The organism is Arthrobacter sp. V1I7, from assembly GCF_030817015.1.
Taxonomy (GTDB): domain Bacteria; phylum Actinomycetota; class Actinomycetes; order Actinomycetales; family Micrococcaceae; genus Arthrobacter.
The window spans coordinates 4,478,432-4,492,784 of record NZ_JAUSYS010000001.1; the positions used below are offsets into that span (position 1 = coordinate 4,478,432).

At 62.7% G+C, this 14,353-nt stretch carries 13 protein-coding genes; 8 read left to right on the forward strand and 5 right to left on the reverse strand.

The window, feature by feature from the left end; all coding sequences use genetic code 11:
• Positions 1-3 precede the first annotated feature (3 nt).
• Entirely contained in the window at positions 4-984 is a 981-nt protein-coding gene (locus QFZ69_RS20675; protein ID WP_306914109.1) for an ROK family protein, read from the reverse strand.
• Between the two features lie 363 nt (positions 985-1,347).
• Here QFZ69_RS20675 and QFZ69_RS20680 point away from each other — a divergent pair, with 363 nt between their 5' ends.
• The 8 genes from QFZ69_RS20680 to QFZ69_RS20715 all read left to right on the forward strand — a co-directional run bounded on the left by QFZ69_RS20680 (position 1,348) and on the right by QFZ69_RS20715 (position 11,204).
• Positions 1,348-3,687, forward strand: a complete 2,340-nt coding sequence (locus tag QFZ69_RS20680) for an extracellular solute-binding protein (protein WP_307000399.1) — start codon at positions 1,348-1,350, stop codon at positions 3,685-3,687.
• Entirely contained in the window at positions 3,684-4,595 is a 912-nt protein-coding gene (locus QFZ69_RS20685; protein WP_306914115.1) for a carbohydrate ABC transporter permease, read from the forward strand. Before QFZ69_RS20680 ends, QFZ69_RS20685 begins: the two co-directional genes overlap by 4 nt.
• Positions 4,592-6,331, forward strand: coding sequence for an alpha-glucosidase (locus tag QFZ69_RS20690; protein ID WP_307000401.1), 1,740 nt, complete (start codon positions 4,592-4,594; stop codon positions 6,329-6,331). The genes QFZ69_RS20685 and QFZ69_RS20690 overlap by 4 nt, the downstream gene beginning before the upstream one ends.
• Positions 6,332-6,370: 39 nt before the next feature.
• On the forward strand, positions 6,371-8,293 hold the full coding sequence (locus tag QFZ69_RS20695) for a family 49 glycosyl hydrolase (protein ID WP_306914118.1): 1,923 nt from the start codon (positions 6,371-6,373) through the stop codon (positions 8,291-8,293).
• Between the two features lie 456 nt (positions 8,294-8,749).
• A complete protein-coding gene (locus QFZ69_RS20700) occupies positions 8,750-9,028 on the forward strand; it encodes a hypothetical protein (RefSeq protein WP_306914120.1) in 279 nt (92 codons plus the stop codon).
• Positions 9,029-9,116: 88 nt separating this feature from the next.
• On the forward strand, positions 9,117-9,827 hold the full coding sequence (locus tag QFZ69_RS20705) for an ROK family protein (RefSeq protein ID WP_373461746.1): 711 nt from the start codon (positions 9,117-9,119) through the stop codon (positions 9,825-9,827).
• Positions 9,824-9,970: a hypothetical protein gene (locus QFZ69_RS20710; RefSeq protein ID WP_306914121.1), complete on the forward strand. Its 147-nt coding sequence runs from the start codon at positions 9,824-9,826 to the stop codon at positions 9,968-9,970. The genes QFZ69_RS20705 and QFZ69_RS20710 overlap by 4 nt, the downstream gene beginning before the upstream one ends.
• Positions 9,971-10,550: 580 nt before the next feature.
• Positions 10,551-11,204: a transposase gene (locus tag QFZ69_RS20715; RefSeq protein WP_306914123.1), complete on the forward strand. Its 654-nt coding sequence runs from the start codon at positions 10,551-10,553 to the stop codon at positions 11,202-11,204.
• A gap of 338 nt (positions 11,205-11,542) precedes the next feature.
• On the opposite strand, the gene QFZ69_RS20720 is transcribed toward QFZ69_RS20715, so the two are convergent.
• From QFZ69_RS20720 to QFZ69_RS20735, 4 genes are all read right to left on the reverse strand, one after another.
• A complete protein-coding gene (locus tag QFZ69_RS20720) occupies positions 11,543-12,169 on the reverse strand; it encodes a hypothetical protein (RefSeq protein WP_306914125.1) in 627 nt (208 codons plus the stop codon).
• 419 nt (positions 12,170-12,588) lie between these two features.
• Positions 12,589-12,882, reverse strand: a complete 294-nt coding sequence (locus QFZ69_RS20725) for a hypothetical protein (RefSeq protein ID WP_306914127.1) — start codon at positions 12,880-12,882, stop codon at positions 12,589-12,591.
• Positions 12,879-13,508 carry a DUF2306 domain-containing protein gene (locus QFZ69_RS20730; protein ID WP_306914129.1) on the reverse strand — a complete coding sequence of 210 codons (630 nt, stop codon included), beginning with the start codon at positions 13,506-13,508 and terminating at the stop codon, positions 12,879-12,881. Before QFZ69_RS20730 ends, QFZ69_RS20725 begins: the two co-directional genes overlap by 4 nt.
• 50 nt (positions 13,509-13,558) lie before the next feature.
• Positions 13,559-14,248 (reverse strand): hypothetical protein, encoded by a 690-nt coding sequence (locus tag QFZ69_RS20735; protein WP_306914131.1) that lies wholly within the window; start codon positions 14,246-14,248, stop codon positions 13,559-13,561.
• Positions 14,249-14,353 lie beyond the last annotated feature (105 nt).

Here is a 14,353-nt window from a genome sequence, read left to right on the forward strand (position 1 = left end):
CGGCTAGCCAACCCTGTGTGCATCGTCCCTCAATTCCACGCCGGGCAGTGTGCCGTGGACGAAGGCCTGTATGGCGAGAACAGCAGCCCCACGACACCATTGGACGTTGTCTTTGGTTCCCAGAACAATGGGCGGAGTTGAGGCGCGGGGGTCGCGGTCCATAGCTATGCCTTCCCTCATTGCGTCCCCTGCAATGTACGCGAGGCGGACGCCCTCGCCCGCGATGATGATGCGTTGCGGCAGGGTGAGGTTGCAGATAGCAGCGATGAGGCGCCCAAGGCCCCGCCCGGCGTCGTCCGTCACCCGAGCCGCAGCGGGATCTCCCGCTTGGGCCAGGTCAAGCGCCTGCTCGTAGTCCACCGTTCGGCCCAGAGCATCCGATACGTGCCGGGCTATGGCCGCCGAGTTCAGGACGCTTGTGGCGCACCCGCGGTGGCCGGCAAAGCACAGCGGCCCGGTGGGGTCGAGGGGCCAGTGCCCTACCAGGCCAATACCGTAATCGTCGCCGGTGACGATGGTGCCGTTTGCCACCAACCCAAACCCGGTGCCGGCCCCCAACGTGACCACGGCGAAGCGATCGTCCTCACGCCCCTCACCGAACCATTGCTCATACTCGGTGAAAGCAACAAGATCGTTGTCCACCAGGGTGGGAATACCTGTGGCCTCACCTACCAGCTTCGCCAGCGGCAGCTCAGTCCAGCCAAGGAATGTCGCGTCCACCACGTATTCCCGGTCCCGAATCAAGCCTCCGATGCCGATCCCGATGCCGTTAATTTCCGCACCTTCGCCCAGCTCCCGGGCAAGCAGGGCAATTTGTTGGACCACTGCCTCCGGGTCCCGGTCACTGACCTCAACCGTCCGGTGTCGCTGAATCTCGCCCCGAAAATTTGTCCGCGCGGCAATAATTTCGTTCTCACGTAGCTTCATCCCCACAAAGTGCCTGGCGTCGACGTCCACATCCAGCAGCCGCGTGGGCCGCCCCACGCGCCCGTCATTGTGCTCCCCCACCTCCCGCAGCAGGCCGCCTTCCAGCAGCGGGGCACTTAGCCGACTCAGTGACCCGGGCGAAAGCTGAAGCCGCCGGGCTATAGCCGCACGGGAAATCGGACCCCTTCGGAGAACTTCAATAGCCACGGGAAGGGAGGCATCCGTGGGAGGGACCGACCAGGTTGAGGGGCTCTTCACCTCTTTATCTTTGCACGGCATTTTAGTTCCGTCACAAAAGATATCACGCCCCCCAGCGGGAATAATGTGATGCTTGACACTGCTAATAGTTCTGGTCCAGAATAAACCCCAGCCCGGAGGCGGGAACCTAACTTGGACCAATGGAGGTCAGCAGTGCTAGGCATGAAAAAACCTTGGAAGGCGGCGTCGGCGCTAGTCGCAGCAACCGCAATCGCAACGATGGGACTTTCCGGATGCGCAGCTCCGGCAAACGAACCAGAAAGCAAGACCCTCAAGGTCTGGTGGTGGGAAAACGACGACAGCGCACTGGCCACTGGCTGGAACCGGGCCATCGAGATCTTCAAGGAAAAGCATCCGGACGTGACGGTTCAATACGAACTCAAAACCTACGAACAGATGCAGCAGTCGGGTCAGCTCCTGCTCGACTCCAACGACGCACCGGACGTGCTTGAGTACCTGAAGGGCAACGCCACCGCCGGAGTGGTCTCGCAGGCCGGACTCCTGACTGACTTGACGGACGTGGCCAAGGAACGCGGCTGGGATCTGGACAGCACGGCCCAGGACGTGGGCCTCTACAAGGACGGCGTGATGGGCTCCGGCCAGCGCTACGGCCTCACCAACTACGGCGAATACGTTTCGGTCTGGTACAACAAGGACCTCTTCACCAAGCAGAACCTGACGGTGCCCACCAACCTGCAGGAATTGGAACAGGCCATGGACAAGTTCGCCGGTGCAGGCATCACCCCGCTGGCACTGGGTTCCCAGGACTACCCGGGCACCCACCTGCTGTACGAACTGGCGCTGGCCAACATGGACAAGGACGCCTGGTCCGCCTACCAGAAGTTCGAAGGCGATGTGGACTGGAGCGCCTGGGAAAAGGCAGCCCGGACGGTGCAGGACTGGACGCAAAAGGGCTTTATCAGCAAGGACTCCACAGGGATCGCCGCCCAGGACGCAGGCAATGCCTTCGTGGCCGGGCAGTACCCCATTTTCGTTTCCGGTACCTGGTGGGCAGGCAGCTTCGCCGATGAGATCAAGGACTTCCAGTTCGATCAGTTCCTCTTCCCGGCCAATAACCTGCACCCGGGCTCCGGCGGCAACCTGTGGGTGGTGCCCGAGAAGGCACGCAACAAGGAACTCGCCTATGACTTCATGGAGATCACCATGAGCCCGGAGATTCAGAACCTGTTGGGCAACGAAGGCGCCGTTCCGGTCGCCGCGGACGAGGCGGCCATCACTTCCCCGATCGGCAAGCTCACCACGCCGCGGTTCAACGAACTGTTGAACAGCAATGACGGCGGCTTGGGCTGGTACCCCGACTGGCCGGTGGCAGGACTTAACGATGTCCTGGTTGCCCAGACCAGCGACCTGGTCCAGGGGCAATGTGACACCCGAAAAGGCCGTGGAAAACATCAAGGCAGCTTACGAACAGGGCAAGCCCAGCAAGTAGGCAGGCACCAACACGTGTGGCGGCGCACCGCTCGGCACATCGATTCAACGCGCCGCCACACTCCCAAAGGACCTATCATGACCGCAGTCACCCCAGCCCCACGGGCCACCGCCTCCCGAAAGCTCCAGTACAAAACAGGAATACCGCGGCGAACCGCACGGGAGACCTCGCGCGGCTACTGGATCTACCTCCTGCCCGGCGCCGTCGGCTTCATCGCCATTGTGGCCATCCCGTTCGGCATGAACCTCTACTACAGCCTCACCAGCTGGCGCGGCGTGGGCACCCCCAAGTTCGTCGGCCTGGACAACTACGTACGGCTGGTGGCTGACCCCGCGTTCTGGGCATCCTTCCTGCACAGCGGCGCCTTCATCATTGCCATGGCCGTCATTCCCACCGCACTTGGCGTCTTCGTGGCCGCTATCCTCTTCGACTACATCGCCCCCAAGTTCGGCACCCGCGCCGCCAGCATCCTCCGCGCCACTTTCTATCTCCCGCAGATCCTCCCTATCGCCGTGGCCGGCGTCCTGTGGAAGTGGCTGTACCAGCCGCAGTACGGAATCATCAACACAGTCCTGGACGGCCTGGGACTTGGCTGGCTCCAGCAGAACTGGCTCGGCGACTCCGACACCGCCATGCTCGCCGTCATGAACGTCCTGATCTGGCTGCAGATCGGCTACACCGTGGTCGTATTCATGGCAGGGCTGTCCCGTGTTGACCCTGCCCTCTACGAGGCCGCGGAGATTGACGGCGCAGGCTGGTTCCAGCGCTTCTGGAGCATCACCATCCCGCAGCTGCGCCCGGAGATCGCCGTCGTGCTGATCACCACCTCCGTGGCAGCGCTAAAGGTCTTCGCCCCGATCTACGTCCTCACCAAGGGCGGACCGGGAACCAGCACCATCGTCCCCGCCTACTTCTCGTACTCAAACTTCTTCACCACCACCCAGGTGGGCTACGGCGCCGCCGTCGCCTCACTCCTGGCGCTGCTCGTCACCATCATTGCGATCGTGCTGCTGCGCTACCAGACCCGCAACGCAGAGGGATTCGAAAAGTGACCACCACCCTAGCCTCCCCTGACACCGCCCCAGCAGCACCCGAACGCCGGCAGAAGCCCGCCCGCACCAACAGGAGCGCCAGGTCCCGGCGCGGCATCAGCGGCTGGACTATCCTGATCCTCCTGGCCGCGGCCGCTGTCCTGATGGTCTTCCCGTTCTGGCTGGCCCTGATCAACGCGTTCAAACCATCTGCGGAGTACATCGCCGACGGGCCCATCGGAATCCCCACCGAACTCGACTTCACCGCGATCATTGACTTCTGGATCGGCGTCAACTTCAACCAGAAACTGCTCAACAGCGTCATCCTCTCCGGCAGCGTTGCCTTGATCGCCGCCACGCTGAGCCTGCTGAGCGCCTTCGCCATTGGCATCGGCCGGATCAAGGGCAGGGTCTGGATCCTCGCCGTCTTCATGCTGGCTTTCACCATCCCGCAGGAAGCGCTGGTCTACCCGCTCTTCGTCCTCTCCCGGGAACTGAACCTCTATGACTCCCTGGTCGGCGTGACCATCATCCTGGCCGTCCTGCAGAGCGCGTTCGGCACCTACATGCTCGCCTCCGTGCTGGGATCCTTCCCCGTGGAAGTCCTCGAAGCCGCGCGCCTTGACGGTGCCAGCCGCTTCCAGATCCTCCGGCTCATCGTGCTGCCCCTCACCCGCTCAACCCTGGCCGTACTGGTGACCTTCTTCTTCATCTGGACCTGGAACGACTTCTTCCTCCCCCTGGTCCTGCTGCCATCGGCCGCCAACCAGACCGTGTCCGTGTCCCTCGGAGCGCTCAGCGGCCAGTACACCAGCGACCCCACCGCCCTTGCAGCGGCATCCATGGCGGGTATCCTTCCCGCCCTGATCTTCTTCCTACTCTTCCAGCGCACCCTCATGCGCGGCGTTAACATCGGAGCCATCAAGTGACCACCCTCCAGCCCGCACTACAGCACCCCAGCCTCCGCCCCACCGACGAATGGTGGAAGGCCGCCGTCGTCTACCAGGTCTATCCGCGCAGCTTCGCCGATTCCAACGGCGACGGCGTCGGTGACATCCGCGGCATCATCAATCACTTGGACCACCTCGAGGACCTGGGTGTCGACGTCCTCTGGCTCTCCCCCGTGTACGCGTCGCCCCAGGACGACAACGGCTACGACATCAGCGACTACTACGCCGTGGATCCCATGTTCGGGACCCTGCACGACCTCGACGAACTCATCGCGTCCCTGCATGCCCGCGGCATGAAGCTGGTCATGGACCTGGTGGTCAATCACACGTCCGACGAGCACGCCTGGTTCCAGGAATCCCGCGCCGACCGAAGCAGCACCAAACGCGACTGGTATATCTGGCGCGACCCCCGCGACGGTGCAGAACCCAACAACTGGGGCTCCTTCTTCTCCGGCCCGGCATGGGAACTGGACCAAGACAGTGGGCAGTACTTCCTCCACCTCTTCTCCCGGAAGCAGCCGGACCTCAACTGGGACAACCCGGAAGTCCGCGCCGCCATCTACCAAATGATGAATTGGTGGCTGGACCGCGGCATCGACGGCTTCCGGATGGACGTCATCAGCTTTATCTCCAAGCATCCTGCCCTGCCGGACGGGCTGATTGACGACGGCGGCACCTGGGGCAACGGGATGCCGTTCTACGGGTCCGGGCCACGGGTCCACGAATACCTCCAGGAGATGCACCGTGAGGTTTTCGCCCACCGGGACGCCGACCTGATGACCGTGGGCGAGATGGTGGACGCCACCCCGGAGCTAGCCAGGCTTTACACGGACCAGGCACGGCAGGAACTGGACATGGTGTTCCACTTCGAACACGTAGGACTGGACCACGGGCCCGGCGGGAAGTTCACCCGCAAGCCCCTCGACCTGGTAGCCGTGAAGCACTCATTCGCCCGGTGGCAGGAAGCGCTGGCAGACGGCGGCTGGAACAGCTTGTACTGGAACAACCACGACCAGCCCCGCGCCGTCTCCCGCTTCGGCAACGACACTGACTACTGGTACCAGTCCGCAACCGCCCTGGCCACCGTGCTGCACCTGATGCGCGGCACACCCTACATTTACCAGGGCGAAGAGTTGGGCATGACCAACATGCCCTTTTCCAGCATCGACGACTTCCGCGACCTGGAGAGCTTGAACTACTACCGGGAAGCAGGCGCGGGCAGCGACGGCAGCCGGGCAGCGGAAATTCTGGCTGGCATCGCGATAGGCGGACGCGACAACGCCCGCACTCCCGTGCAATGGGACAACAGGCAGCACGCAGGGTTCACAACGGGCAAGCCCTGGATTCCCGTCAACCCCAACCACACGTGGCTCAACGCGGCTGCCCAGCGGACTGACCCGGGTTCCGTGCTCGCCTGGTATCGCCGACTGATCCGCCTCCGGCACGAAGAACCCGTCATCATCGAGGGCCACTTCAGCCTCCTCTACCCCGAGGACCCCCAGCTCTTCGCATACACGCGCGCCAATGCCTCCACGAGCCTGCTGGTCCTGGCAAACTGCTCGACGCAACCAATGGCACTGAACCTGGAACTCACCAGGAATCTTGCCACGGACTGGGCCACGGCCGAGATCCTCCTCCACAACCAGCCCGGCCACCGCTGGGCACACCAGGAACTGCAGCCGTGGGAGGTGGTCGTCCTTCGCCGCGTTATCTGAGGCTCCCAACCTTCCGATCCATCCACGAGAGGAACCACCATGCCCGGAACAGGGCTAGGCCAACTGGCCAAACGCATATCCGCGGCAGCCGCCGTCATAGTTTTCAGCAGCGGTGCGGCGTTGCCGGCGCAGGCAGCTGCAGTATCTACCGCACCCTCTCAATCGGTGCCCGCCGCAGCCGCGAAAGACACCCCCATCACTACCGCCGACAACGGCAATCTGCACACCTGGTGGCATGACAACGGAGTCTTCAACACAGAAAGCCCTATCAGGAACGACGAGGTCCGTCGTTCCTCCTTCTACGACGTTCAGGTGGCCTCGGCCAACCAACCGGAGAAGGCCTACGACGCGTTCACCTACATGAGCATTCCCCGCAGCGGAAAGGACAAGATCGGCTACACCAAGGAAGACGGCGCCGAGTTCTCCTCCCAAGCCGACCTGACCATGAGCTGGTCCAGCTTCGAATACGCCAAAGACGTCTGGGTGGATGTCAATCTCAAGACGGGCCAGACCATCACGTCGGCGGACCAGGTCCAGATCCGCCCCAGCAGCTACAACTTCGAAAAGAAGCTCGTGGACGCGGACACCGTGAAGATCAAGGTGCCCTACTCCGATGCCGGCTACCGGTTCTCGGTGGAATTCGAGCCGCAGCTGTACACGGCCTTTAACGACATGTCCGGGGACAGCGGCAAGCTGACCACCGAGGCCGAGGGCAACCGCGCCATCCACACCGAGCCCCGGAATTCGATGATGATCTTTGCGGAGCCGAAACTCCGCGGCGAGCAGAAGGAGCGGCTGATTCCCACGGAGGAGTCGGGCAGCATCCACTACCCTGCGGAAGGCGAGGTGACGGACCTCAACTCTGTTACCCAGGAAATTATCTACTTCAAGCCCGGCACCTACAGCATGGGTTCGGACTACCACGCGGTCCTGCCGCCCAACGTAAAGTGGGTCTATCTGGCGCCGGGAGCGTACGTAAAGGGAGCCTTCCGGTTCCTCCACGACAACCAGAGCCAGTACAAGGTCACCGGCTACGGGGTCCTCTCCGGCGAGCAGTACGTGTACGAGGCGGACACCAACGACGACTACAACCACCTCAGCGGAGCATCCAACTGCCACGCGTCTTGCGTTAAGATGCTGCAATTCGCCTCGGCCGACGCCGAACAGAAACTGGACCTCCAGGGCGTCACGATCAACGAACCTCCCTACCACTCCTTCGTCGTCTACGGCAACGAGCAGACCTTCCGCATGAACGTGGAGAACTACAAGCAGGTGGGCAGCTGGTACTGGCAGACAGACGGCATCGAGCTGTACAAAGGCAGCACCATGAAGAACACCTTCTTCAACGCGAACGACGACGTGCTGAAGATGTACCACAGCGACGTCACCATCGATAACACCGTGATTTGGAAGAACGAGAACGGACCCGTGATCCAGTGGGGCTGGACTCCCCGGAATATCGACAACGTCAACGTCACCAACACCACAGTCATTCACAACCGGATGTACTGGAAGGACGTCAAATACAACACCTGCATCCTCAATTCCTCCTCACACTGGGAGGACATGGGCTCCACCACCAAGGCGGACCCCAACACCACAGTGAAGAACATGCGGTTCGAAAACATCACGGTTGAAGGCATGACCAACTGCGCCATCCGCGTCTACGCCCTGTCCGACACGGAGAACATCCACGTGAAGAACCTCAACATCGGCGGCTGGAACGGGCTCGACTGGACCTCCCAGGTCAACCAGCTCAAGCGCTACACCAACCCGGCCGGCGAGAAGGTCATCATCGGCAACGAGATTCCTGAGGGTCAGGGGCTCGCGCTTGAGAACTACTCGGTGGGCGGTGAAGTGATCGAGAAAGCGGGCGGCAACTGGGCTGACTACCAGCTGGGCCGGCTCGGTTTCGACGGCGACAACTGGGACAGCTGGAACGCCTTCAAGTCAACGCCGTGAGCAGCGGCTGAGCAAGCATAGATCCTGCCACAAGTGGGCAGCAGGCCAACAAGCTGCAGCCCACTTCTGCCATCAATGACGTGCATTCGAGTCACTACACCCCGGTTAGCCAACCCCGATTCTGTCGGCGAGGCTATCCCAGATCGCGGATGAGCTCTCCGCAGGATACGAAGGCCCAGACCCTGCCGCGACTGTAGGCGCGCCCTGCCCGGTGCGTCAGACGGGGACCTCTAAGTCAGCAGCGAGCCGCGCCCTTCTCAACTCTGCCGTCCCGTCGCCGCCGACTTCGCTATAGTCCTTGTGGCACTCACCATGACCGCTCTGAACAGCCACGCCTGCGACTGACCATGTCCTGAAAAGGCGGAAGGGTCCGCCTAGGAGCGGGCCCTTCCGTCCAGGTCCGATGGGTTCCCGCCCATCCTCCCCAGCTATGTATTCACCACCTAAGGAGGGCTCATGTCTCACAATGTTCACCGGCCACGCACCAACGACAGCCCCATCACAGTCAAAGACCTGCTCCCTGGCCACCCAACGCTCCCGCTGTCCCTTGAGGTCACGACGGGCGACGACCCGCTAAGCCGGGACAGCAACCTCAGCGAAGCGGTCGACCGGGTGATACCTGCCGCGTTGAGGTGCAGGCACGGCATACTCGTCACTCAACGCGACCGCGGCAGGTACACCGTGCAGGTCGATCCCGGCGTGCCCTGCGGCACCATCCACGAAAAGCGCTGCTGAAACAAACACTTCGGCACACCGCTGCCCACCAAGGGCCGCCTGCGGCCGCCCCCTTCCCTGCCCGCTCCTGCCTCGAACGGAACCCCAATTGGACGAGAAGCTGCACAAGAACCTCCCGCTGATCGGCATCGACATCGGTGGCACGGGAATTAAGGGCGGCATCGTCGACCTGAAAAACGGCACGCTTCTGTGTGCACCATTCCGCGTACCCACCCCGCAGCCAGCCACCCCTGAGTCCGTTGCCGAAGCCGTGGCGCTGGTGGTCGCCGAGCTCTCGGCCAGGCCGGAAGCCCCTGCTGCCGGATCCCCCGTGGGCGTCACCTTCCCCGGGATCATCCAGCACGGCGTGGTCCACTCCGCCGCGAACGTTGACAAGAGCTGGCTCAACACGGACATCGGCGCCCTTCTGACGGCGCGCCTCGGCCGGCCCGTTGAGGTCATCAACGACGCCGACGCCGCCGGGCTTGCGGAAGCCGCTGCAGCGCAGACCATCGAGGCCGACGGTGGACTGGACGTGCTCGTTAACAACGCCGGCATCGAAGGACGGGCGCGAAACGGAGGTGTTGCCGGTGCCGCAGAGGTGACCGCAGACATGATGCGGACCCTGTTCGAGACGAACGTCTTCGGCGTTGTGCGCGTCATCCACGCATTCCGGCCGCTGCTGCAGCGCTCCACTGCCCCGGTCGTGGTCAACCTCAGCAGCGGCCTGCCTCCATTACCCGGGTCACCGCGCCGGGCACGCCGACATATGCTTACCCAGGGGTCGCCTATCCGGCGTCGAAGACCGCGGTCAACATGATCACCGTGCAATATGCCAAGGCGTTCCCGGGCATGCGGATCAACGCGGTCGAGCCCGAATACACCGCTACGGACCTGAACGGGAACACAGGCACCCAGACCGTTGAGCAGGTGCGGAGATCATCGTCCGCATGGCGCAGGTAGGCCACGACGCCCGACCGGAGGCTACTTCGACGTCGACGGACCCCTCCCCTGGTAAGAGAAGGACACCCGGTGCAAAGGAGCAGCTCGATTTACCAGCAGGTCGCCGCATGGGGAACCTTGGGTTCTTGCGGTGAATGAAATCTCATCCCGACTGAAGCGGGTGCAGTTTCTAAGAATCCGTGCAGCGCTCATCCAGACGGATCCGCCATCAATGTGATACTTGGGCGTCCAGGGCAAACTTTGATGCGTGGTACCAACCACCCAGGGGCGAGCTGAACTCCCCTGGGAGGCTGGATACCAACGTCGGATGTTGCGACCGCTGCGCTTCGCCGCCATAGCCGACTTTTTCGGGCTTGTGTTGCGCCCGGCCCGCCGATCATCCACACTGACTACAGATCTGCAGGAGAGTGCTTCCGCCGATCCAGCCCGCCGGACACCGGCCAGGCACCGCCCCATCAGAGACTGTCGGGCAACCCCTCTCGAACCACCGCTTCCTGCCTCCCCGGGTGCGCCCGGACCGGAAACCCGTGCCCACTGAGAGCCCCGGCCATCCCGCCGAGAAAGAGACCAACATGATCAAATGCCACTCGGACGTCGTCCTGGAAATCATTGCCCACGAGATCCGTTCCGCGGCTACGCCAACGCGATCCGCGACGAGCTGCCCGAAGCCATCACCGTCCTGGATCCATTCCATGTCGTGAAACTGGGATCGGCCATGGTCGATGAGGTCCGCCGCCGGGTCCAGCAGGACACGCTGGGGCACCGGGGCCGCAAGGGCGATCCGCTCTACGGGATCCGCCGGACCCTGCAGATCGGCGCGGAACATCTGACCGAGAAACAGGCTTCCCGGCTCGATGCGAAGCTCACTGCCGGAGACCCGGGCCAGGAGGTCACGCTGGCCTGGCATTGCTACCAGAAGCTCCGCAACATCTACCACGGCCGCCCGGAGCGCGGTAGGGAACTTGTGGCCGAGGTGATCACATCGTTCCCGACCTGCCCGATCCCGGAAGTCGCCCGCCTCGGCCGGACACTCAAACAATGGAAGACGGCGATCCTGGCCTACTTCGACACCAACGGCGCCTCGAACGGGCCCACCGAAGCGATCAACGGCGTCATCGAAACCACCCGAAGGATCGCCCGCGGCTTCCGCAACTTCACCAACTACCGGCTCAGATGCCTACTTGCCGCCGGTGGACACCGCCCTTACCGGATCCAAAAGACCAACCATGCCTAAATGCGAAGGGCCCCTTATCCTGTCTTTGCCGATGAGGTGGGCCGACGATTTCAGCCAGAGAACTTTCCAGATCACCTCGAACAGGAGAATCGACTGTTTTCCGATGGGCTATCTGACGTCTAGGAATGCCGCCAGCCAAATCGCTATCAGAATGCAGACGGCTCCCCCTCGTCACTGGCGTGAAGCCGCGTAGAAAAGGACCGGCCACTTGACGGTCCTGAAGCCTACGGCCACCAACAACAGCATGGTTGACGCTTCCGGGTGTCTCAGCGCGACCGCCACCGTTTCCCGAACTTCGGAGCCGAAGTTTCCGAGGCACAAGTGAACTTAGACCGAAATCAGGCCTCTTGCCGGGCCGGTGCCGCGGTCTGGTCGGCGTATTCGTTAGGGATGTTCCGGAGCATCCATATCGCCAGCCAGATGGCGGCCACGGCTAGGCCAACCAAACCCAGCTGAAGCACAGTTTCCGGAAAGACAGTACGCAAGGAGATGGGCATGGCACTCGCCGTGTAGAGGAAGATCGCGCCCTTCGGCACAACTGAGGTGCGCCAGAGCGCCACCATGAAGAGCACGGTGCCGAGCAGAAACAGAACTGATACCGCTGTCAGGGCGGTACCGAGCGGGCCCGCACGCAACGCACTTATTACACCAGGATCGACGTAGGGAAAGACAAGGTTGAGAACAAATTCGACCCCGACGAGCCCAGCCAACGAAGTTACGCTGAGCAGGGCACCTGAGGTGGCCAGCGCCCCGATTTTGCGCGCAATCAGCAGGTAAATACCTATCACCAGTCCCATAGCGGCGAGTTGGGCGACCGGTGCGGCCAGCTGGGTGAAGGGCGACGTAGGGATGATTCCAGCCCGTTTAGCCGCGTTCACCACCAATATGGCTCCTGAGAGTAATCCCGCGAAGGCGAAGATCTTAATCAGTACGGCAGGTAGGAATACCTGAATTTTGGAGGACATTTGAGGCTCTTGTCTGTTTGGGTAATGCGGGAAATAACGAGTGCTTCAACATTCGTCATGCCGGCGTGGGTGCCAGCGACAATTGAAAGCTACCGGCGTGGGTGGTGACCGGGCATCACCCTCCGTGGTGATTAATGTGGTGATTAACGTGGTGATCGGATTCTTGGTGGTGCGTTAGATCAGGCACACTCTTGGCGATGGGAGCGGGGGATGACGACCAGGGTCGCGACCGTTCCAACAACTGAGGAGCCTGTTTGTCTGGGCACGTACACGACAGGGCGCTGGTCATCGTCGTCGCTCGCGGCAGGTACGTCGAACGGCTCAGCTGAACCATGGGAAAGGGGACCTGCAGGAGGTGTGCTGGATGTCAGAAAAGTCCAGTTCGAACGCTCCGAATCATTTGCCGACCGCTCAGTTCTCTAGCGGCCCGGGGCCTGGTTAGTGGTTTCGCCCTCCCACGCAATGCCGTCACCGACGCTGCCGATCTGGTCCGTTGCCTCGATTGGCTCCACGGAAATCAGGAGGATGCCGAGGTCACGGATCTTTGTAAGCAGCCCGTGCAGGGCAGCTTGGTCGGTGACGGGACCGCTGAGGCTTGTCGTGCCGTCGTTTTCGCGGGTCAGGGTGAGGTAATCGAACCAGACTGACCAGTGGTCCGGAAGATGCCCGTCGACCCGAAGCCGGTAGCCGTGGGGTATGTGGGACTGACTCATGAGAGCAGGACCTCGCCCGTTGCCCTGGCTGCTCGGTTGCCGCCGCTGCGGATGATGAACTCCGCAGCAATAAGATTCAGGGCCCATCCTGCCCCCAGCATGAGGTCCGTGGTGAGTTCGCTGACGCCGAAGACGGCATTCCCGATGCCTTGGGTGAAGACCTGGGTGCCGGCGCCGAGAGCCAGCGCGTAGGCGCGTGTCATCCAGGCCCGGTGACGTGCTACGTCGGCGTGGCAGACCGCTGCGAGGCCGAGGATGATGCTGGCCGCCATGCCAGAACCGAACGCCAGCCGGAGGAGGTAGGCGAGCTCCCCGGTGCCGGGCTGTCGGGGGTAAAACTGCGTCATCCACAGCGCGGAGAACGCAACGGTGAGTCCCAGGATCACGAGGACGTGTCCGGCCGCACGGTGCCAGGCCGGCCAGCGACGCCGGCACCCGGGGGAGAACTGGAAAGCGCCCAGGACCGCGTAGGGGATCGCGCTGACGATGTGCACGACCACGGGCACGGGTGAGGCCGTCATGCTGGCGTTCTCCGGGATAAGAGTCTGGCCGCCGGCCAGCTCGATAAGCCGTAAAGGGCCGGCTGCGGCGGGGACGAAGACGAGGGCGACCAGTGCGAACGGCACCCACCCGGTCGATCGTGTCGACCAGGTGGGGCGCGCTGCCTTGTGCATCGTCACTTGGCGCCGGCAGAGTTGAGCGGAAAGCTTATTTTCTGGGACGGGGATCGAACCGCCCCGGAGCGCTGGTCCCGCCACAACGAGTATCCCAGACCCACCAGTGCGACACCGGTGGGTATGGCGAACAGCCTTTCGTTGACTTGCGGAAGCAAGGGGATGGCCAGAGTTGCCACGGAGCCGACGGCGAGCAGCAAGGCGGCCCAGCGGGCGAGGACCTTGGCGCGGAAGAGGCCGATCCCGAACAGAAGTCCGCCGCCCAGGAACGTGGCTGCCGAAACGAGGATAAGGACTTGCATCAGGCCGATGTCGCCGCTGGCGCGCCCGCCGGTAACCACGGCAAAGACGTCGTTGACGTATCCGGGTGAGGTGTGGGCAAGAGTCGAAAAGACAACGGCCCCGATCACTTCAACGCTCATCATAATGAGGTAACCGGCGCCGAACACGAAGTACCCGATCAGTCCCAGCACTCCGGCCTGCTTCACCTGGCGCAGGTACATCCCGGTGATGCCGGCCAGCGACAACCCGGCCATGAGCACCTTCAGGCTTTGGCGGACCGTGTACTCGGTGGTCGTGGCGAACTCCGCATCCAGTTGGGGGTGGTTAATTTGGACGCCGATGAACAGCAGGCCTGCAGCGACGGCGGACAGGCCGGCCGCCCGTGTGAGGTTGGTGGTGGTGATGGACATCTTCGGCTCCTGGGTCTGGGTTCCCGCATCAGGGCGTCGCGGGATGATCCAAACCTAGGGACGGGCTGGGTGAGCAGGCATCACCCCATGATGTGACTTACAGGG